Source organism: Snodgrassella sp. B3837 (assembly GCF_026535955.1).
GTDB classification, from domain to species: Bacteria; Pseudomonadota; Gammaproteobacteria; order Burkholderiales; family Neisseriaceae; genus Snodgrassella; species Snodgrassella alvi_E.
In genome coordinates this window covers 1-22,469 of sequence record NZ_JAFNPI010000030.1, presented here as the reverse complement: position 1 = coordinate 22,469, position 22,469 = coordinate 1, and the positions used below count along the sequence as shown (strand labels likewise).

At 41.7% G+C, this 22,469-nt stretch carries 18 protein-coding genes; 9 read left to right on the top strand and 9 right to left on the bottom strand.

Annotated elements, in window-relative coordinates:
* Positions 1-32 precede the first annotated feature (32 nt).
* From J3U67_RS08515 to J3U67_RS08505, 3 genes are all read right to left on the bottom strand, one after another.
* Positions 33-854, bottom strand: a complete 822-nt coding sequence (locus tag J3U67_RS08515; RefSeq protein WP_100141387.1) for an alpha/beta hydrolase — start codon at positions 852-854, stop codon at positions 33-35.
* A 24-nt stretch (positions 855-878) separates the two neighbouring features.
* Positions 879-1,625: an MtnX-like HAD-IB family phosphatase gene (locus tag J3U67_RS08510; RefSeq protein ID WP_267404755.1), complete on the bottom strand. Its 747-nt coding sequence runs from the start codon at positions 1,623-1,625 to the stop codon at positions 879-881.
* A gap of 971 nt (positions 1,626-2,596) precedes the next feature.
* Positions 2,597-3,829 carry a LysM peptidoglycan-binding domain-containing protein gene (locus tag J3U67_RS08505; RefSeq protein ID WP_267404753.1) on the bottom strand — a complete coding sequence of 411 codons (1,233 nt, stop codon included), beginning with the start codon at positions 3,827-3,829 and terminating at the stop codon, positions 2,597-2,599.
* Positions 3,830-3,986: 157 nt separating this feature from the next.
* Here J3U67_RS08505 and def point away from each other — a divergent pair, with 157 nt between their 5' ends.
* From def to metF, 7 genes are all read left to right on the top strand, one after another.
* Positions 3,987-4,490, top strand: coding sequence for a peptide deformylase (def, locus tag J3U67_RS08500; RefSeq protein ID WP_100141390.1), 504 nt, complete (start codon positions 3,987-3,989; stop codon positions 4,488-4,490).
* 75 nt (positions 4,491-4,565) lie between these two features.
* The gene (gene fmt, locus J3U67_RS08495) at positions 4,566-5,507 is read left to right on the top strand and encodes a methionyl-tRNA formyltransferase (RefSeq protein ID WP_267404751.1); all 942 of its coding nucleotides are present in this window, start codon (positions 4,566-4,568) and stop codon (positions 5,505-5,507) included.
* Entirely contained in the window at positions 5,504-6,757 is a 1,254-nt protein-coding gene (rsmB, locus tag J3U67_RS08490; protein WP_267404749.1) for a 16S rRNA (cytosine(967)-C(5))-methyltransferase RsmB, read from the top strand. Before fmt ends, rsmB begins: the two co-directional genes overlap by 4 nt.
* Positions 6,723-7,319, top strand: coding sequence for a DUF4390 domain-containing protein (locus J3U67_RS08485; RefSeq protein ID WP_100141460.1), 597 nt, complete (start codon positions 6,723-6,725; stop codon positions 7,317-7,319). The genes rsmB and J3U67_RS08485 overlap by 35 nt, the downstream gene beginning before the upstream one ends.
* Positions 7,320-7,324: 5 nt before the next feature.
* The gene (locus tag J3U67_RS08480) at positions 7,325-9,427 is read left to right on the top strand and encodes a sensor histidine kinase (RefSeq protein ID WP_267404748.1); all 2,103 of its coding nucleotides are present in this window, start codon (positions 7,325-7,327) and stop codon (positions 9,425-9,427) included.
* On the top strand, positions 9,414-10,685 hold the full coding sequence (locus J3U67_RS08475) for a sigma-54-dependent transcriptional regulator (RefSeq protein ID WP_100141394.1): 1,272 nt from the start codon (positions 9,414-9,416) through the stop codon (positions 10,683-10,685). The genes J3U67_RS08480 and J3U67_RS08475 overlap by 14 nt, the downstream gene beginning before the upstream one ends.
* 166 nt (positions 10,686-10,851) lie before the next feature.
* Complete coding sequence (gene metF / locus J3U67_RS08470) at positions 10,852-11,685, top strand: methylenetetrahydrofolate reductase [NAD(P)H] (protein ID WP_100141395.1); 834 nt, start codon at positions 10,852-10,854, stop codon at positions 11,683-11,685.
* Between the two features lie 185 nt (positions 11,686-11,870).
* On the opposite strand, the gene J3U67_RS08465 is transcribed toward metF, so the two are convergent.
* The 3 genes from J3U67_RS08465 to J3U67_RS08455 all read right to left on the bottom strand — a co-directional run bounded on the left by J3U67_RS08465 (position 11,871) and on the right by J3U67_RS08455 (position 14,269).
* Positions 11,871-12,599 (bottom strand): amino acid ABC transporter ATP-binding protein, encoded by a 729-nt coding sequence (locus J3U67_RS08465; protein WP_267404746.1) that lies wholly within the window; start codon positions 12,597-12,599, stop codon positions 11,871-11,873.
* A 37-nt stretch (positions 12,600-12,636) separates the two neighbouring features.
* On the bottom strand, positions 12,637-13,422 hold the full coding sequence (gene rsmA, locus J3U67_RS08460; protein WP_267391904.1) for a 16S rRNA (adenine(1518)-N(6)/adenine(1519)-N(6))-dimethyltransferase RsmA: 786 nt from the start codon (positions 13,420-13,422) through the stop codon (positions 12,637-12,639).
* A 109-nt stretch (positions 13,423-13,531) separates the two neighbouring features.
* Positions 13,532-14,269, bottom strand: coding sequence for a peptidoglycan DD-metalloendopeptidase family protein (locus J3U67_RS08455; protein ID WP_267404744.1), 738 nt, complete (start codon positions 14,267-14,269; stop codon positions 13,532-13,534).
* A gap of 206 nt (positions 14,270-14,475) precedes the next feature.
* Here J3U67_RS08455 and J3U67_RS08450 point away from each other — a divergent pair, with 206 nt between their 5' ends.
* Positions 14,476-14,931, top strand: a complete 456-nt coding sequence (locus J3U67_RS08450) for an FxsA family protein (protein ID WP_267391906.1) — start codon at positions 14,476-14,478, stop codon at positions 14,929-14,931.
* Between the two features lie 60 nt (positions 14,932-14,991).
* Here J3U67_RS08450 and lysS read toward each other — a convergent pair whose 3' ends face one another.
* Positions 14,992-16,515: a lysine--tRNA ligase gene (gene lysS / locus J3U67_RS08445; protein WP_100156202.1), complete on the bottom strand. Its 1,524-nt coding sequence runs from the start codon at positions 16,513-16,515 to the stop codon at positions 14,992-14,994.
* Positions 16,516-17,030: 515 nt separating this feature from the next.
* Here lysS and pgl point away from each other — a divergent pair.
* The gene (pgl, locus tag J3U67_RS08440; protein ID WP_100151976.1) at positions 17,031-17,729 is read left to right on the top strand and encodes a 6-phosphogluconolactonase; all 699 of its coding nucleotides are present in this window, start codon (positions 17,031-17,033) and stop codon (positions 17,727-17,729) included.
* A gap of 43 nt (positions 17,730-17,772) precedes the next feature.
* On the opposite strand, the gene J3U67_RS08435 is transcribed toward pgl, so the two are convergent.
* Both J3U67_RS08435 and J3U67_RS08430 read right to left on the bottom strand, forming a co-directional pair.
* The gene (locus J3U67_RS08435) at positions 17,773-20,250 is read right to left on the bottom strand and encodes an autotransporter outer membrane beta-barrel domain-containing protein (protein ID WP_267391650.1); all 2,478 of its coding nucleotides are present in this window, start codon (positions 20,248-20,250) and stop codon (positions 17,773-17,775) included.
* A 398-nt stretch (positions 20,251-20,648) separates the two neighbouring features.
* Positions 20,649-21,548 carry a lipase family alpha/beta hydrolase gene (locus J3U67_RS08430; protein ID WP_100141403.1) on the bottom strand — a complete coding sequence of 300 codons (900 nt, stop codon included), beginning with the start codon at positions 21,546-21,548 and terminating at the stop codon, positions 20,649-20,651.
* Positions 21,549-22,469: the final 921 nt, after the last annotated feature.

Below are 22,469 nucleotides of genomic sequence, written 5' to 3'. Positions count from 1 at the left end.
ACAATCATTCTTTCTGCAACAGGAAAAACTTTTTAAGCTGATTGAGCAATATTTTCAAAGAAAGCTACTGATTGATTAATTACTTCCCGCCGCTGCCTGTCTATAGTAATTAGATGATAGCTGTCATCAAGCACTACAAATCGCGTAGGACCACTTACGTGTTTTTCCACTAGTCGCGCATTGGTGTTGATATTGGCAATATCATCATGACCTGAATGCATAATCAAACAGGGTGCTTTTACCTGTGAAAGCTGCTGACGCATCAGTTTGGCCAACGCTTGCATTTCTGCCAGAGCAGGAAACGGATTACCTGCTAAACCGGCACTAGCACTGTCACCACTGAACATACTAGCAGCGACCGTGGCACGGATACGTTCATCCTTCAGACCGTACGGTGGCTTTTCGATAAATGAAGTTTTTTGGAATAAATGCAGTTTTTTTAAAACAGGCAGCAGAACAAAAAGCTGTTTTGCCCATAACGGAATAGACCAGCCATCATAGCTGAACGTCACTCCATAGACGCCAACTCCTTTTACTAGCTCGGGCTGATCAGCGGCCAGCTTCAAAGCCAGCAATGCACCCATGGATAATCCCGCAACAAACAGGTTATCAACACGCTCCCGTAAAAACTGAGCGGCTTCCTGCACACTAGCATACCAGTCACGCCAGCTAGTCTGACATAAATCAGCTTCATCACCACAATGTCCCGCTAGCTGCATAGCATAGACAGTAAAGCCGGCCTGATGCAATCCTTTAGCCAGAATACGCATTTCATTCGGCGTGCCGGTCAAACCATGGATGAGTAGCACACCATTGTGATTACCGGGTAAAAAATAGGAGGAATCTTGAATCATAATAACAAATCGGCGGATGATACTTTAGGCTGGAGACAGGCAATAATTTTCTACCGGTTCTTCAATCAAATTAGGCAGAATAGCTGCAACATCACCAAAATCCTGAATCGGATAGTACTGGATACCCCGCTGCTGACAGAAATCAATCAGTTTATCCTTGGCAAAAACCAGATCGACTTTATCGGCCACACAAAAATCCGAAGTACCATCGCCGACATAAAAAACTTTCTGAAAACCAAACAATTTCTGACGATGTTGACATTTGCAATTTCCACTGGCTTTGAGGCAGTGCTCATTAGCATAAGGAAATTCCAGCTGCCAACCCCGCTGTTGATTATGCAATAATCGGTTGGCATAAACAGGAAGAAAATCATAGCCATAGCGATTCAGAATTGACCGAATAGCATAATCCAACCCATCACTGACGATATGCACATTCAAATGCATGTTACGAGCTAAATGAATAAACTTGCTGAAAGCCGGATCAATGCGGATTGTTGTGAGTACATTGTCCAGCTCGGGCAGACTGGCGTCCATATTAGCAATCTGCTGACGCATGCATTCTCGCGAACCAATCATGCCTTCCTGCCATTGCTTCTCCAATTGGATACATGTATCGTTACCAAAATGTTCAAGCAATGTATCAGTAACATCTTTCTCACTGATGGTACCGTCAAAATCACACAATACAGCATACTGATACAAATCAGTTGCCTGAAATAAAGATTTCAGACCAGTCTTATTTTCAACAATGGGTGTAAAACAACTCATATCATTCCGTGTATAAATTACAAACGAAAACAGGCTAGTATTGTAAAAGGGATAAAAGGGTGGGTTATTTAAATTGATTAAATACAATCGTGCAAAAAGCATAACCAGCACGTCCGGTTTAACATAGTCACGCTGCTACTATTTATGCAAGCAGCAACAATCCTGATTTACCAACCTGAGATTAAGGCAACTAAAATCAAAATCGACTGATTTACTTAATATTTATTTCAAATAAAGCTTCACAGCAACATTCCATTGCCCACAGAAATAATTGCAGAAATATGCTATAACTCTGACAGTAGATTGTATTTATCCACTATACATTCAGCTCAATTCCCGCACTTATCAGACACACTTCTATTCAGATTACTGAAATATTTGAGAAATATTTGGCAAATAAACTGGGTATTCTAAAACATTTCATCCAGAAATCAAACCTACGTAATTAATGTATCTATAAAATTATCATTGAAAATTGTGACTCGAAATAATATCAATTGTTATTTTTGCAATATCAAAGAACAAATAATTGATTAAATTATATTATTTTTACAAAATAGGCTATTAATGCATTGGTCAGCATAAAATCATTTTATTGAAGCGATTTGCAATATCATTTCACATATAAGGAATTGGATTAGTTTTAAAGGTCAAAGAGAATTTAGAAAAATAAATGGATTTCTTGGTAATTGGCTTGTTTCACGAAATAATTCAAACAGAAAAATTTTTAAAATGTGAAAAAAAGATTTGAACGGTTTGATTGACAAAGACAAATTGGCAAATAACTGATAAATTTCTATTTCAAAGTATGAGAATGATTTCTCAGCCCGAAAAATCTATCTATCTGATTTACATATTTATTCATCTAATCCGCAAAAAGCAGAAAAAGTGCGAAATAGCTATTCCGCACTTTTTTTATAATCATATTTGATTATATGCAATTTTCTGAAGAATCTGCATCATATAGGTCTTTAATCGTCAGTCATTTTAGGTTCAGCATTTTGCAAACCGAATACATGTGCTGACTCAGGACGGACATCATCCATATCATGTCCAGGATTCATTACCAGATCACCTATTTGAACTGCATTAGATGCACTAATAATCAATGCAGAAGATAAATTATCACTCACACGGTATACCATTGCCAGACCAACCTCCTCAGCAGGAATACTTAAATATTTAAATACGTTGCGTGATGATTTTGAATCTGTCGAAAATCCTGCTTTAAACTGACGACTTTTAGTATACAAACTCAATACAGTGCCTTTATCTATACCGTCATTTTTACCCAAATTAATAGTAATTGTCTGATAAGGGCCAGCTTCCTGTATACCGTCCATTACAGACACAATTTTGCCCTTAACCTGAGTATTAGGTGCATGAGGCATCATTTGAAACGGATCATGCTCATCTGTAATTTTTAACAGATAATCGCCCTTATTGATTTCAGATGCAATATTAGTCACAACCATTGGCTGTGCGGTACGTGTTGGTAATTTAATCAATGGATTCACACGTGTATAATATTCATCTTTGGGTAAGTTGGCAGCTTCATCTGTGCTTCGCTCGTTCAGAGCACTGTTTTGTCCCGCTAAAGTAGCAACTTCACCGCTAAAGCGTACTAGCTGACCAAGATATTTATGCGTATCTGGGTCGGTAACATTCTGTTCAATGCGATAAACCAGATAACGGCCTGGTTCAAGTTGGCGATCTGCATAAACTCTATCCCCTTTAGAAAACAATATTCTGTTTTCCGGTCCCGCAGCTAATCGTGGCGCATTTCTGGTCTCCTCCTTATCAATGACCTGCGGATGCTGCATAAACATTCTGAAAAAATCAACATCTATAGTACTGATGCCATAACCAGAAGACAGATTACGAATTTTCGGCTCCAACTTAATCGTTGGAATTCCCGCACTGTTATCAAAGCCAAGACGGGGCTGACCATCTACATAGCGCAAAGACAATACCTGCCCTGGATAAATCCTTTGCGGATTATGAATTTGACTACGATTAGAGCCCCAGAGCTTGGGCCACTGCCATGGGCTATAAAGATACTTACCGGATATGCTCCACAGTGTATCGCCGTTTTTGACTACATATTGCGCTGGTGCATCTGGACGAATTTTCAGTTTTGCCATCACAGGTGCGGATATGGCCATACTCAGTGTACACAGCAGAGTTATAATATGTTTATGCATGTAAAGTATCCTTAGGGAAATTACTGTTTTAAATAGTTGTTATATGACATAGTATGGATATAAGTGCCAGTTTACCTGAATCTATATCAACAATCTTTAAAAATCCAGTTTTGCCATCATGTAAACAGGTCAGATTGAACAAGGAATTAAACACATAATGGCTCTATTAAACATTTTACAATATCCTGATGAGCGTTTACATACTGTTGCGCAGTCTGTGACTCAATTTGATGACAGAATCCGCACACTAGTGCAGGATATGGCCGAGACCATGTATCAGGCCAGAGGAATCGGTTTGGCTGCCACTCAGGTAAATGTTCATGAACGTGTAGTAGTGATGGATCTCTCCGAAGAACGTAATGAACTCAGAGTCTTCATTAATCCGGTAATAACTGCCCGTGAGGGTGATACCGAATATGAAGAAGGCTGTCTTTCTGTACCCGGCATTTATGAAATGGTACACCGCTCTGAACGTATCTCGGTTGAAGCATATAATGAGCACGGTGAAAAGTTTACTCTGGAAGCAGACGGCTTGCTGGCCATCTGTATCCAGCATGAGCTTGATCACCTTGCTGGTAAAGTATTTGTCGAATATCTGTCGCCATTAAAACAGAATCGCATAAAAACCAAACTGAAAAAACGCGCCCGCGAAAAAATGTAATTTGACCTTTTGTCTGACCTGTTAACTGTATCGCCAGTAATAAATACTTGCGGTGATGCATTGTGGATTTGTTGTATGAAGCCTTCTGTAATATTTGCTGGTACTCCTGATTTTGCCGCAGCCGCACTTAATGCCATCGTTGCTGCCGGTTTTGAAGTGCCATTGGTTTTAACCCAGCCAGATCGTCCCAGTGGCCGCGGATTGAAACTACAACCAAGCGCGGTAAAAAAAGCTGCCTTGACACATGGACTTAACGTTCTTCAGCCTGCAACACTTAAGACGGCGGAAGCACAGACCATATTACAGGAACAGAATGCAGATGTGATGGTTGTAGCAGCTTACGGATTAATACTGCCGCAGGCTGTATTGGAAATACCTAAGTACGGTTGTCTAAATATTCATGCTTCTCTTTTACCACGATGGCGCGGTGCGGCGCCCATCCAGCGCGCCATCGAAGCTGGCGATAAAGAAACCGGCGTCTGTATCATGCAAATGGATGCTGGTCTGGATACCGGTGCGATAATCAGCCGCCATACCTACACTATAGGTGCTGATGATACGGCAGCTAACGTACACGATGCTTTAATGCATTTAGGTGCCACTGCGATTGTTGCTGATTTACGACAGATTGAGCGTTTACAAGCTATTCCTCAGAGTGAGACGGGTGTTACCTATGCCCAGAAATTAACCAAAGCAGAGGCACAAATCGATTGGTGTCAACCGGCTACTGAAATTGTCCGCAAAATTCGTGCCTTTAACCCCGTACCCGGAGCTTGGACTATCTGGCAAGATAAACCACTAAAAATCTGGCAGGCAAACATCACCGCACATTCTGGTGCGGCAGGTACTGTCTTGCATAGCAACGAACATGAACTGATTATTGCCTGTGGCACAAGTGCCATCAGCATTCAGGAAATTCAGAAGGCAGGCAGTAAAGCCATGTCTGTAGCTTCATTTCAGAGTGGACATACCTTACCAGAGGGTAGCAGATTGGACTCAGCGGAGATCAGTGCATGAGCATGGCACGAGCTCAACAGTTGGCAGCCTACTCCTTAGGAGAAGTATTAAGCGGTCGTAATTTAAGTGAAGTACTGACTCATCTTATACAGCAGCATAGTGAACTGTCTCCAGCAGACAAAGGTGCATTGCAAGATTTAAGTCATGGCAGCTTGCGATATTTAGGTTTACTGCAGCAGCTAGTACGAAAAATGACAAAATCATTTCCGCCTAATGAGATCAATCATCTGCTTATCATTGCCTTGTATCAGCTAAATTTCAGCCGTAACGCTACTCATGCCGTGGTCAATGAAGCAGTGAATAATGCACGTCAAATCTACGGTGGTCGCTATCAGAAGCTGGTTAATGCCTTACTCCGGCGTTTTCTGCGCGAGCGTGAAACGCTTATAACCACCACCAACAAGCAGGAAGAAGCACGCTACAATCTGCCAGCGTGGTGGTTAAATTACCTGAAAAAACACTATCCTCAACATTGGCATAATATAGCTACGGCCATGCAGCAACACCCACCCATGACCCTGCGCGTAAACCGCCGTGTTACCGATGCTGAACAATATTTGAACGAACTGGTTAAAGCCGACATACCGGCAAAAATTTTAGATACGCATAGCATCATGTTGCAACAGCCTATAACTGTGCAAAAACTACCAGGCTTTGCAGATGGTCTGGTTTCCGTACAGGATTATGGAGCACAGCAGGCTATTCCATTGCTGAATCCACAGAATGGCGAACGCATTTTGGATGCCTGTGCCGCGCCGGGTGGTAAAACCGGACATATACTTGAATGGGCAGAATGCGAAGTCACAGCACTAGATATTGATTCTCAGCGTTTGCAGCGAGTAAAGGATAATCTGCAACGTCTTCAGCAACAGGCACAGCTGCATTGTGCCGACGCAAAAGAGCTGCACTCATGGTATGATAACAACACTTTTGATGCCATTTTGGCCGATGTACCCTGTACCGCTTCCGGTGTAGTAAAACGTCATCCGGATATCAAATGGCTGCGTCAGCCACAAGATGGCCAAAAAACAGCCTTACAGCAGCAGGCTTTACTGGATAATTTGTGGCTGACATTAAAATCTGGCGGACGCATGCTATTGGCCACTTGTTCGATTTTTGTCGAGGAAAATCAGCAGCAACTGGCCCGTTTTTTAACCCGACATTCCGACGCCCGAGAGCGTCTGTCACGTGTATTGTTACCGAACAGCAGACAAGATGGCTTTTTTTACGCGCTTATCGATAAAATTTAGTCTATTTTTTGCCTGTCTGCTCTGCCTGAGCATCACTCTGGCACAGGCAGAAGGCATAAGCACCACGCGTGCTCAGGCCTATATTACCCCCAATGGCCAGCTTTCCATCAATACCCGTTTTAACACCCAACTGCCCGATCAGCTCAAACAGGCATTGACGCAAGGCGTTCCCTTAAACTTCGACCTCAACTACCAGCTCACCGCTCCAACTCTTGCCTCCTACCGCAACCGGATTAACAACCTGATTGCAGGTGATAATCTTATCCAGTACAAGCTCGCATATCATCCTCTGACCAATCGCTATCGAGTCAGCATGGGGTCAACGTTCTCTACCGAATATAATAGCTTGGAAACAGCACTTAAAGCCATTGGTGCAGCAGCAAACTGGCGTGTTCTCAGTAGTGGCACACTCAGTGGCGTATCAGCCGGAGAAGTACGAGCTGATGTCCGCCTTAGTTTGAGCATCAGCCAATTACCGAAACCTTTCCAAATCAATGCTCTAACTTCTCATAACTGGCAACTAGATTCCGGCTGGCATCGTCTGGTAATCAACGCGGATTAATTAATATGAGACGGCTACTTCTGGTCATGGCAGTACTCTGTGTAGTGACTCTGTATGTTCTGGCTGTCGCCACCGGTAATACTGGCTTCTTATCACAGTATTTCTGGTTCGCATTCGGATTTGCTTCCTTACTTGTACTGACACTGGCCGTGATGGCTGCTTCTTACTGGTGGAAACTTTTACAAAGTCGGCACCGGCAGGAGTTTGGCTCCAAAATTGCTATGCGTCTGGCATTAATGTTTACATTGGTGGCTGTTCTACCTGGCCTGTTTCTGTTTGGCGTTTCTGCACAATTCATCTCTCACAGCATACATTCATGGTTTGGTAACGATACCGAAGAAGCCCTCAACCGCAGTATTAGTTTGAGTAAATCGGCTCTGGATTATGAATTAGATAACAGCGTGCGACGCGCAGTCAATATCCAAATTGCATTAATAGCAGCCAATGGATTGCAAAGCCCAGTTTTACCGATTTTACAAACTTATGGTCAGAATAAACAGTTTAGCCAACTCAATATTCGCAATCTGCATAACGGCCAACTAGTTGCCGAATACAACCCCAAGCACCTGCCCGCACCAGAACTCAATCCAAATCTTTTGTCCCATCTGCACAGCACAGGTTCAATCCGCGAAATTGAAAGCATCAACAATATACTTTATGCACAGGGCTGGCTGATTTTGCCGGGGCATAACAACGATAAGGCCCTGTTTTTCCGCCAACCTATTCCAGCCAAAGTGGCGCGGGATGCCACCTTAATCGAAGCCGCACACGCCAAATACGGAGAACTGAGTTTTACCAAAAAAAGCTTGCAAACCTTTTTTCTGGCCACTCTGCTGATGGCTACCCTGCTGGCAATCGTTTTGGCTTTACTGGTAGCATTGTATTTTGCCCGTCAGTTTGTAGCACCGATTCTTTCTCTTGCAGATGGCGCCAGAGCCGTAGCCAAAGGTGATCTGAATGTACAGCAAACGATTTACCGCAATGACGAACTAGGCAAGCTTACCGGACTCTTTAATCACATGACTGTACAGCTTCGACACTCACGTGAACAGCAAGAAGCTGCACGCCACTATTTGGAATATATTCTCAACAGTCTGACCACTGGCGTAGTCACGCTTGACACTGATAACCATCCGATTACCTACAACCAGATGGCAGAAAATATCCTCGGACAAAACCTAGATGCCATTCTAGGGCAAAATATAGACCAACTGCCCGAGCTAAACCCGCAATCAGCCATGCTGGCCGATGTATTTCGGCAGATTTTGTCTACAAAACATCAAAACAAACCTATACAAATCACTTATAATCACAAAGATGAAACCCTGATACTGCTGGGTAAAGCTACGCCACTGCCGGAAGACAGCGGTGGCGGCACTATTTTGGTATTTGATGATGTTACTGCACTGGTAAGCGCGCAAAAAGAAGCTGCATGGGGCGAAGTAGCACAACGGCTGGCACATGAAATCCGTAATCCACTTACGCCTATTCAGCTCTCAGCCGAGCGGCTGGCTTGGAAACTCAGTGATAAACTTAATGAATCGGATGCACAGATTCTTAACCGTGCCACCAATACTATTATTAGACAAGTAGCCGCCATGAAAGACATGGTTGAAGCATTCCGCAATTATGCACATGCCCCAGCATTAAAATTCACAAACCTTGATTTAAATGAACTAATTCGCGAGGTTTTGGTACTTTATGAAGGTAGTAATTGTACATTTACGGTTAATTTGAGTAAGATAGTAATGTATGTTAACGCCGATAGCGGCGCTTTACGTCAGGTTATTCACAACCTGCTCAAAAACGCCGTAGAGGCTGCCAGCGCTGATGCTTTACCCCATATCAGCGTAACAACCGAAATAAATAACGAACATATCCTTTTCTATGTGAGCAACAATGGTAAAACATTCAGTCAGGAGATGTTATTACATGCATTCGATCCATATGTAACGGACAAACCCGGTGGTACCGGACTGGGATTGCCAGTAGTCAAAAAAATCATTGAAGAACACGGCGGACGAATCCAGATCAGTAATCAGAAAAACGGACTGGCTTGTGTCAAAATAACCTTACCATTACAGGTGAATAGAAATGCGAAGCAGTGATATTTTAATTGTTGACGATGAAATAGGTATCCGCGATTTACTATCGGAAATCCTGCAAGATGAAGGTTATACCGTCACTACGGCCGAAAACGCCGATACTGCCCGCCAATTACGCCAGCAAACCCGTCCCGCTATGGTGTTACTGGATATCTGGATGCCAGACTGTGATGGAATTACTTTACTAAAAGAATGGGCAAAATCGGGACAGCTTACCATGCCAGTAGTAATGATGAGCGGTCATGCCAGTATCGATACTGCAATAGAAGCTACCAAAATCGGTGCACTTGATTTTCTCGAAAAACCTATTTCCCTGCAAAAACTGCTTAGCTCCGTAGACCGCGCTTTAAAATACGGACAAATGCAAGCCGCTTCCAACCTATCTCTGGACAAGCTTGGACATAGCCCTGCGATTAAAGAATTAAATCAGCAACTGGAACGCATCGCAAAATTCAGCACCCCAGTGTTACTGACTGGTGAGTTGGGTTCTCCATTTGAGCTTGTTGCCCGCTCTTTTCATAAAAATGCCACGCCTTGGGTAGAACCATCCAAAGTAGAACAAATTGTTGACGCCCCGATAGAATTATTACAAAAAGCCACCGGTGGCATTCTTTATCTGGGCGATATTGCCCAGTACGGCAAAAGCACTCAGCAAAGTATCGGCTTTATCCTGACAAAAGCTGATCGCTACAATGCCCGAATCGTATGCGTGTGTAGCCGCCCCATCAAAGAAATGATTACCGATCCGTTACAGGACAACAAACTGCTCAATACCCTTTCATCTTTAATAGTGCCAATTCCACCTTTACGCCAACAGTTGGATGATATGGTATTTCTAGTTGAACAAATTACCAACGAGCTAGCTGAAAGTCAGAAAATTCCACCGGTAAAATTCACCACAGCAGCTCTGAATGAATTACGCCAGTACGACTGGCCGGGTAATTTGGAACAACTGCGCAGCGTCGTCAAAAGTCTGATGATGACCGCAGAAAATAATGAAATCGATGTAAATGCCATCAGTACCATACTGAACCAATTTAAGCATAATCACCCGCAGGAAAACATGACGGGCTTCAATTTCGATATGCCACTGCGTGAATTGCGCGAAGATCTGGAACGACGTTACTTCGAATACCATATTGCTCAGGAAGGACATAACATGAGCAAAGTTGCTCAGAAAGTCGGATTAGAGCGTACGCACCTGTATCGCAAATTGAAACAGCTCGGTATTCAGTTTTCACGGCGCCAAACAGAAAAATAAAACGGTTGAGTAACCACTTATATAACCATTACCAATAGATTATGAATTATATTCATAATAAGCATCGAATTTTTCAAAGAAAATATGTACATAAAGCATTGATTGGCCTTGCCTGAAACGTTATGGTTAGATATCTACCTATAACAACTGGAGAGGCTGTTCAATCATGAGTTTTACACCGCTGAGTTTTGAATTTTTTCCGCCGCGTACCGAAGAGGGGCGGCGGAAACTGAGTATTACCCGCAAACAACTCAGCCAATATCAACCTGAATATTTTTCATGCACTTATGGAGCTGGTGGCACCACTCGTGCCGGTACACTTCAGACCATTACCGATATCATGAACGATGGCGTGGCTGCAGCTCCGCATCTTGCCTGTATCGGAGCCAGTCGCGAAGAAATGACCAGTCTGCTTCAGACCTATAAAGATATGGGTATCCGCCATATTGTGGCTTTGCGTGGTGATGTTCCATCCGGAGTCGGATTTGGACATCAGGGGCTACGATATGCAAATGAATTGGTAGGACTTATCAGGCAAGAATTTGGCGACTGGTTTCACATAGAAATAGCTGCCTATCCAGAATTTCATCCACAATCGCGCAGTGCCGAAGACGATATCAATCATTTCGTAAAAAAATGTCAAGCAGGTGCTGATTCGGCCATCACCCAATATTTCTTTAATGCAGACAGTTATTTTTGGTTCGTAGATGAAGTACAAAGCCGTGGGGTCAATATTCCAATTATTCCCGGCATCATGCCGATTGCCAGCTTCTCAAAACTAGCCCGTTTTTCTGAAACCTGTGGTGCAGAAATTCCTCGCTGGCTTCGGTTAAAACTGCAATCCTACGCCGATGATACCGCATCAATAAAAGCCCTTGGTTTGGATGTGGTTACCGAAATGTGCGACCATTTACTACAACAGGGTGCACCTAGTTTGCATTTCTATACTTTAAATCAGGCTGGTTTAGTCTCAACAATCTGTCAGCGTTTAGGATATTAATCCTAAACCAAAGCAGAAATTAGAAACATAAACTACTTTTCCCTTCAAAACTCTTAATATTTCAGATTTACAGTTTTAAAAAATGATGCCCCTTATCATCTTTATGAATAGGGGCATCATAATTCTGTATTCTCAATTTTTTAGCAGCTAAAAACCATCAACAACCAGCCAGAAGATAAATTATTCTAATGTGTTAACAACTGATTCAAAAATTGTTGCGCACGCTCATGCCGCGGATGTAGAAAAAACTCTTCAGGAGCAGCCTCCTCAACAATTTCACCATGATCAATAAATACCACTCTGTCGGCCACTTCACGGGCAAAACCCATCTCATGGGTGACCACCATCATGGTCATACCACTAAGTGCCAAATCTTTCATTACTTTAAGTACTTCACCAATCATTTCTGGATCAAGAGCAGAAGTAGGTTCATCAAACAACATTACCCTTGGTTCCATAGCCAGACCACGTGCAATGGCTACGCGCTGCTGCTGTCCGCCGGATAACTGCTGCGGATAAGCATCACACTTGTGCGCCAGTCCCACCTTAGCCAATAACTCTTGAGCTTTCGCTTCAGCCTGAGCACGGCTTTGTTTTTTCACCTTCATCGGTGACAAAATAATATTTTCCAGTACTGTCAGATGTGGATATAGATTGAAATGCTGGAATACGAATCCAACTTCTGTACGTACTCGGTTTAAATCAGCTTTAGGGTCAGCCACGTTAATTCCATCAACCCAGATTTCACCTTGCTGGATTTTTTCTAACTGATTCACAGTACGGATCAAGGTGGATTTTCCGCTTCCAGACGGACCGCAAACCACCACTACTTCACCCTGGCTGACATTAAGATTCACACCATTAATAACATGTAAGTCCTTAAACCACTTATGGACGTTTTTAAATTCAATCATGTATTCCCCACATCATGGAACAGACGGTATCAGTTATTCAAATACACGCGCCATTGTCCAACAAAATATTACTCAAAGCCACATAAAGCTCGGGTTTAATCCGCTCTGGTCGCCAACCTGGATCAATGCCTACATCTATTAATCTGGCATCATCCACCCACTCCTTCAGATTATTATGAATGGTCTTACGTCGTTGCTGGAAAGCCTGTTTAACCAAAGCCGAAAAATGCTGAAAATCCTGCGCAATTCCGATACGCCCGCTCTGTGGAATCATTCTCACTACCGCTGAATCAACTTTTGGAGCAGGGTTAAATGCCTGAGGGGGCACATCCAGTAAATTTTCCATTTCAAAAAAATACTGCAACATCACACTTAAACGCCCATAATCATTACTACCAGCCTCCGCCACCATGCGCTCGACTACTTCCTTTTGCAGCATAAAATGCATGTCTACAATCTCATCAACATACTTACCAAAGCGAAATAACAACGGTGTTGAAATATTATAAGGTAAATTGCCTACTATTTTTTTTCGCCCAGGCACACTCGCAAAATCAAACTGCAGTACATCACCCTCATGGATTTCCAGCTTCGAAGTAAAAGGTAATGTACGTAAACGCGCTACAATATCTCGGTCAATCTCAATTACATGCAGTTTATCCACCGCTTTAGCCAATGGTTCTGTAATAGCGGCCAGCCCGGGACCAATCTCAATTACTGTATCTGCCGGCTGAGGACGTACTGCACGCACAATATCCTGAATAATACTTTTATCTTGCAGAAAATTCTGTCCGAACCGCTTACGGGCACGATGTTCTTTCATAATGCTTCCTTAATCTTTGCCCTATTATAGATTAAAATCCATTTGATCAACTTCGTGCTTAGGCCTATAAAAACACTTATGGGCAAGCACACCAGCTAGCCGTGTTGAATTATTCCGGTAAATATCGCATAGGATTCACAGCCTGACTGTTTACCCGTATTTCAAAATGCAGTTTTACACCGCTCGTTCCACTGTCCCCCATCGTGGCAATGGTCTGACCTGCCTGCACTCTTTGTCCATTACGGACATTCAGAGAGTCATTATATGCATAAGCCGTCATGGTAGTATTGCTGTGTTTAATCAGTATCAGCCTGCCATACCCACGCAGCTCATCACCAGCATACTGTACAGTACCAGCAGCCGCAGCCTTAACCGGTGTTCCACGGTTACCAGCAATATCAATCCCCTTTTGCGTCTGACCGTTAAACATACTAATCACCCTCCCGCGCACCGGCCATTGCAGGCTGATATCAGGAGCGGCATTACTAACAGCAACTGGTGCTGGCTGACGCACCACATTTCCTGACGACTGTTTTTTTACTGAGTTCTTACGCGAACCCCCTACCGGTTTACGCACACGTATCAGCTGCCCTACCTCAATTGCATTTGCATTTGCCAAATTATTCCAACGCACCAGCGTATTAACATTCTGATTAAAGCGTAATCCAATTCTGTATAAGGTATCGCCACGCTGTACACGATAATAACCATTTTGAGCGCTGGCACTCATCACTGGGGCATTTACCGAACCACTACTTTTGCAACCACTCAGCGCTATCGCTAGACAATAAATCAGATATAAACCAACCCTTCTAATCATTACAGACCCTATTTCTATCTGCTTCATTACTCCATCCCAGCCGCAACATACATCCGTATAGCATAACGGCTAAAGCTAATTTGAGGTTGATATTAACATAGCTTTGCCCTTACATCGTCCAGCAACGGTCTGCATGCCAACAATAAACAGACAGTTTTAAGATGTCCATATTGAATTCCTCCAACCCGCAACCATCTGTAAAAACTGTTATTGCTTAATTAAGGGAAACTTACATGCGATATTTGAGCTGGGCTATACTGATACTGGCAGCATTGGAAGTAATTTCCATTATTCTGGTCAGCAATCTGATTGGTGCAGGCTGGACTTTGCTGATTATCATTCTATCGATAGCATGCGGCATTTTTATGCTGCGCAATATCGGTGTATCTGGACTATTTCTTGCTATAGCAACCATCCGTACCGGCAGCAATGTTTCACTTTACCAGTTACTATGGCCGCTGCGTTATGTGCTCGCTGCCATCATGCTTATCAGCCCAGGCTTCGTATCAGACATTATTGCTATATTATTACTCTTGCCCATCAGTGGTAAGCCATTAAACAGCACAAACAACAATCCTTTTACCAGCCAGTCTCAACCAGAGCGTGGTGACATTATTGAAGGAGAATTCACCGTTGAAACAGGCAATGTACAGCACCCACACAACAATCAGCAACTGCCCCATGAATAACCTGTAAAAAAAACAAAAGCCGCACAGCATTCAGCCGGCGGCTTTTTTCTTCCAGATTATTTACGCCAAGCGCATTTGCGGAAACAGAATTACATCCCGTATTGTCTGTGCATCAGTCAAGAGCATAATCAAACGATCCATGCCAATGCCACAACCACCCGTAGGAGGTAAACCATATTCCATCGCACGAATATAATCTGCATCAAAATGCATGGCCTCATCGTCTCCAGCATCCAACTGTGCTACCTGCTCACGGAAACGTGCTGCCTGATCTTCTGGGTCATTTAATTCTGAATATCCATTTGCCAATTCACGTCCAACCACAAACAGCTCAAAACGTTCGGTCAAACCTGGTTTGGTATCAGACGCGCGTGCCAGTGGTGACACTTCTACCGGATAATCTACAATAAATGTCGGCTGCCATAGCTGCGCTTCAGCACACTCCTCAAACAAGGCCAGCTGTAAACTGCCTACAGCCTGAGAAACCGGTAAGGCTCCACCCAGCTTTTTGATTTCAGTTTTTAGCCATTCAGCATCAGCCAGTTGCGCATCTAGATATTGCGGATTGAAATGTTTAATTGCTTCAACAATAGTCATCCGTGCAAACGGCTGGCTTAAATCCACATTTTTTCCGTTATAACTTACAACAGCGCTACCTGTAGCCTCAATAGCAGCAGCACGAATAACCTTTTCCGTCATATCCATCATGCGCTGATAATCACCATATGCTTCATAGAATTCCATCATGGTAAATTCAGGATTATGGCGGGTACTCATACCTTCATTGCGGAAATTGCGGTTGATTTCAAACACCCTTTCCAGACCACCTACCACCAGTCGTTTCAAATACAACTCAGGAGCTACACGCAAAAACAGATCCATATCGAGGGCATTGTGGTGCGTCACAAACGGCTTCGCCGTTGCTCCACCCGGAATCGGATGCATCATCGGCGTTTCCACTTCCAAATAACGCTCGCTAACCATCACATTCCGCACAGCCTGAATAATCCGGCTGCGTTTAACAAACGTATCCCGCGTCTGTTCATTCGTAATCAAATCCACATAACGCTGCCGATATTTCTGCTCTTGATCAGCCAGTCCATGGAATTTATCAGGCAATGGGCGCAATGATTTAGTCAGTAAGCGTAGGCCAGAAACTCGAACAGTCAGTTCGCCATGATTGGTTTTCATCAGCTCACCTTCAGCACCGACAATATCACCTAAATCCCAGTGCTTAAACGCATCGTGCAGTTCTTCACCAACACCCTGATTATTAATATACAGCTGAATACGCCCAGTCATATCCTGAATTGTGGCAAAACTAGCCTTACCCATATGACGTTTCAGCATAATTCGCCCAGCTACCTTTACCGGAATAGCTTTGTTCGCCAGCTCATCCTTATCAAACTGCTCAAATTGCTGGTGTAAATCACCAGCAAAAGCATCACGTTTGAAATCATTCGGAAAAGCAATCCCCTCAGCACGAATTGCCGCCAGCTTTTCACGGCGATGGGCCATAATCTGGTTTTCATCCAGTTGTTCTTCATGCGCGGCCGCCGCCGGCGCATTCTGCTGTTCGCTCATATGCATCCTCATACCATACGCAGTAATTCTCAATAAACTACTGCCCTACCTGAAACATCAAACAAGTTATAAAATTCAGGCAATAACAAATAAAAATTAACCGCCTATTCTAAGACAAAACAGCGAGTTTGACACGTAAAACCCCCTTCCGAACTAACAATCAAACAAATTAATTACACAAAACTCTCGGTTACAACGATAACTTAACACCATCAGCCTAAGCTTTCCGTAGCCTTAACCCCATTCACATAAAAATTATTATTAGTGTAAAAAAAATTTTGATGACATTATTAAAAAAAAACGACAGTTGCAGTAATCAATCTCAACTCACTACAAAATCAAATATTCTAATAAAGACCATACCGTTATTTATCACAAACAATATTGACCTTTAACAATAATTATCCGCAAACACAACTTATTAACCAATTGAAAGCAAATAATATTTATTTGATAAAAGAAAAAAGAAATTTGTAATAAAACCGAATGCATATCCATTATTATCGGAGGCAAGCATGTATCAGTTACATCTTTTTGACACCCCTAATGCAATGAATACAGCATTGGCCACAGCCATTACTGCCAACCTGCAAGATGCAATTAATTTGCGCAGTAAAGCCTCACTGGCAGTATCTGGAGGCCCGACACCTGTTGAACTCTTTCAGATTCTCAGTCAGGCACAGATAGCGTGGAATCAAGTTTACATAACCCTTGTTGATGAACGTTGGGTAGACAAACATCACGAAGACAGTAATGAGCGTCTAATTCATACCCATTTATTACAAAATAAAGCAAAGGACGCGCATTTCATTAGCCTCAAAACTATTGCTGAAAATCCTTATGATGGCGTGGATGAAATTCAGACACGCCTTCAGCAATCACTACCCTTACCTATTGATGCATTGGTTTTGGGAATGGGCGATGACGGTCATACTGCATCATTGTTTCCGCATGCAGAAAATCTGTATAAAGGAATAGACATGCAATCTGACAGACTGGTAATCGATATGAAACCTCTTACCGCCCCTCATGATCGTATTTCACTGACCTTACCGGTTATCCTAAACAGCCGCCATTTATATCTGCAATTAAACGGGAAAAAACAGCAGCAGGTATTAGAACAAGCACTTGCCGGCAAAAATATTAACGATATGCCCATACGTGCAGTTCTACACCAGCAGAAGCTACCTTTACAAATATATCTGGCTCAATAAAAAATGCGCCGGAAAACCGGCGCATTAACAAAAATATAATGGCTTACCACGAATAACGATAATTCAGATTGATGCCAAACTTCTGCTCTGTATGCTGACCATTGGCGTAATCCAGTTTTAAATCTGCATGATTACTCGTATTAAAGTCCATACCCAGACCAGCTTCATACAAACCACTATTACCTGCGCCGGCAATACGCATATTACTGTCATCTACAAAAGCATGTCCCAAACTGTTCTTATCATGCAACCAGTAAGCACCTGCATATGGATGAAGCGTTATTTTATTCAGAGCTACTGAAGCTCTAACTGCCGCCCCAAGCTGGCTACGGTAAAAAGTGGTACTACTGTTGTATGCATCTCCAGACAAACGTCCGAATGTCATACCAGCTTTAGGCGTAACTACCCACTTATCTGCCAAGGAAAAATCTTTACCAACATCTGCACTAAAACTATTACTATGCCATGTTGTGTTATCCATCTTGCTGGCACTGGCTTTTAAATGGCTGTAACGATAGGCAGCATCAGCAAACCAGCCGCTGGTATGGTTCCAGCCAGCATAAATTCCTGCTGTCAGCGCCTTCAGGTTACCATTTTTATAGTTGCCATAAAAATCCACACTGGAATGGCCTTGGCCTACCACCCCCCCTAGATATATCTGATTGTTTTCATTTCCCAGCGGCAGCAGATGATCATAACCTAATTGCAGACTATAAGATTTTTGTTTAAAGCCTGAAGTAGCCAATCCATCATTAGTACCCACACTATCGAAATGGTTATTGGCATAATTACTGTCCAGCCACAGATTATTAGCAACAGACTGATCTTTACGGCGCATAAAACGTGTATTTAACGGTTCTTGCATCTGATAAATATACTGGTTCGCTGCCTGGCGCATACTGATCAATGAATTAGCAAAATCACTGATTTCATACTGCGGTCCATAATGGCTGCCACCAGATGAAGCAGCACCATTATCATTACTCAGAATCCAATTATTGCCATTCTGATGGAAGAAATAACGATACTTACCCGCATCAACATAGGGCTGCACCATAGAAAAGGAACCATCACCACCCTCAGACTCCACCAGCGTCACTTGTCCATTCGGTGTTTTGGGGCGTTTGCGACTATCAGACACACTGATTCTATGCTGGCCATGTACCTGACCGTGAATTTCTATTTTATCTGATTTGCCATCAGCCAGACTGGTATTCATATTAAACTGGCTATTATTACCAGTTAAATCGCCATTAATCTTTAGTGTTTTGAATTTCCCATCGTTGCTGAAAGAAACAGTCGAATCATGGATATTCAGTTCATCAAGTACACTATTACCGTTAATCAGCCATGATGTACCATTATTTAGATTAAATGTAATCTTAGGTGCCAGAGATGGATCTTGATCGATATAAACTCGTCCTGCTAACGTTGAATTATCTGCAGTTAAGGTAAAGGGCTGAAGCGCAGCCACATCAGCATCACCTATAGCATCATCCTCCGTCGCATCTGCGGGATAATATCGGTGGTCATTAACACCAAGTAGTGCATTTTGGCCAGTCAGGCTACTATTTTTTATATTGAATAGATTTTCAGAGGCGTAATCCTGAGTAGATTGTAAGGCTATACCTATTCCAGCCTGTACTTTACTATTTGCAACATCAATGATTCCACCATTATTGAAAAAGAAAGCTTCGCTGAACGGATTGGTAAGATTTATTTTCGTATTAGTAACATTGGCTCTAATATTCTTATTACCAAATCCTGCCAACGCAATACCACCATTTCCATAACCAGCCCCATCTATTTCTAAATTATTTATATTAGTTACCGCTTCTTTATTATCATATTCACCACCTAAATTAATTGCTGTGGAAAAATCACTATTTTTGCCAAGATTAATTACAGAATTAGAAATGTCTGCTGTACCCCATCCAATATCATAAGCATTAGAATTTGGCGCAGTAATAGAAAAATCCGCATTTGAATTTAAATAACCGCCATCTAGACTCACGCCAGTAATACCAAACTCTAATTCTTTTGGCTGACCCTGCAAACTAAAATGAACGCCCTTCGGTATCACAAATTTTGTAGTACCTTTTTCTGAATTGAAACGAACCCCTGTATATTCAATATCCTGTCTAAATGGTCCATATTCAGCATTATTCAAAAACGATGAATCAATGATAATTTCAGTGTTTGGCGAAAATTCCACCTGCTGTCCTAAAGTTGTTGATTCAGGTATATAGCCAATATTAAGCACAGTCAAATTTCGAAGATATGTATCCCCAGGAACATCATCTTCATTAAATAATTTTTTAAATTCCTCTACAGTAGGTATGCCATTCCGGTATTGACCCGCAGCAATAACTATTTTATTACTATTATTTTCAGAAGGATTAAACTCGCAGCCATCTATAGCAGGGCATATCGTTACTGCAGCCATACTATAAACTGATAAAGAACTTAGCACACCCAGCAGTAAGGCTTTAAGTTTCGATGGAGGATGAATAGATTTCATAATAAATTAACCTTTATAAACATAATCATAATATTAACATATAATATACATATAGGGTTAATATATTTTGACATTTACATTTTAGTTAATGTTAACCTGTATACATCACATCCATCTCTCATAATTTCTAATATTTATTTAATATATAGTGAAGAAATTTGAATGCCACATATTGGAACTAACCAAACCAAATACTTTAGTTACAGAATAACTCCACTTTTATTCAGCCTGATTGCGCATTCTTTTCAGAAAGTACACATATAAAAAAACTGAATCCTGTTATTCACAGGATTCAGTCCTTGCAGACAAGTAAGCTTTGATACTACTTCACTTGTTCAAGACAGTTTATCAATCCAAAATATACTTATAGTTATTATTCTCAGTATATTGAATCTAAATTACAGACCTTTAGATTTCAAACGTGCAGCATGATCCAAATAAATGCTGACTGGATCTGGTGTAGTCGGATGAGCACCTGCAATTTGATTGATTGCATCTAAGTGATCCATCTGATAGTCAGAACGGATAACTTTACCCAAATGAGTACAATAACGGCCAACCAAACCATCATTCTGGTTGCGTTCTTTAGTAAATAAAGCACTTAAGGCAACCAAAATAGCATGTGATGGATCCAGAGTATTTACACCTTCATTGACCACATTTGATTTGATAATACCACTCCAAGAGTAATAGTAAACACCATTGGTTTCCAGCTCTTTACCCTGTCCACCCCAAGTTTTTGGAAGACCTTGTGGATACTTTTTATTGAACTCATTTGTACCTGCAGTAGACAAACTTTTCAGTGAACCTTCAAAATCCTGTGGCAGCAAAGGTTTGGTACTGAATAAACTGATAAATTTCATGAATGATTCAACAATCAGATCAGCAGTTTCACCTACAATCTTCCCAGCAAGAATATCCAGCATCAAATCTGCAATTTCGGAACCAAAATTCACACCATTTACAGAAGTTACAGATGCCACCAGCTCCGGATGAAGAGCAGCCACATAACGGCTGGTAGGCGCACCCTGGCTATGTCCAATAAGATTGACCTTTTTAGCACAGGTTTTTGCCAGTATCTGCTTCACTTCTGTCAGCAACTGTTCACCACGGGTTTCGGTAGTATTGGTTGCAGAAACAGCAGCAGTATAAACTTCACAACCCAGTTTTCTTAAAGATTCAGCAATATTGAAGAAATAGGGATAACCCATAATCCGATCAAAGCCAAATAAACCATGCACGAGCACAATGGGATATTTTGTTTTAACGACTTTACAAGGTTTAGTTATATTTATCATTTAATTTTCCTCACTTTATTTTCTGTTAAATTATTATATAATTATTAATTTATTATAATTTAATAATTAACGATGAGATAAAGATATTTATAAAATAAATTCTTTAGTATTATCATCCTCTTCGGGAAGATTTACACCAATCTCAACCGCGAAAGAATAATATCAAAAATAATCAATTAATGCAAATTAAATTGTTATTTAAACTAATTTAAAATAAAAAATTAAAGCGTTATTTATACAAATATGCAACAATAATAACTAAAATTATGTATTAGATGTAAAAATCGAATACTATAACAATTATTAATATTTATACTTAGCAATATATGCAATTTAATTTAAATATTTTTTTGATTAATAACAGCTTTCTTAATTTGAAAATAACAATGGAATATATATTATGTTAATGTTTGAGTTCCTATTAATGCCAGCCGGTAGTGCGTAATCTTCTGCATCAGTATAGACGTATACGCAGAGCCGTTCACCCGACACCGCTTCCTGAATAATTTTTAATTTATCCCATAAAAAATAGGTGAGATTTTGAATTTTAACTACCGTATCTATTGGCTATTTTCGTCGGGCTAAAACATGTTATACCTATCCATATCGTACAGAATGATTCTGTTTTCGATACGAACTTCGATTAGGCAGTGTTCGGCATCGTAGTGGCAATACTCTGGGTACCACTGGCGGTCTGTCTGCTGTGGGTACGTCCGTGTGCGTCGTAGGTATATTGAAGGCTGCGGGCGTATGGTGGTAATTTGTTTACTTAGTTAATTGTAGTGATGGCTGCGTGTGCCTTATGCGTTGGTTTCGCTTAGAAGCATATTCTTAGAGCTGTAGCTGAAATGTTGTGTTGGCTTCGGCTACGGTCAATGTAATGGTAATTTGGGAAAGATGATAAATTAAAAGCAGATTTGC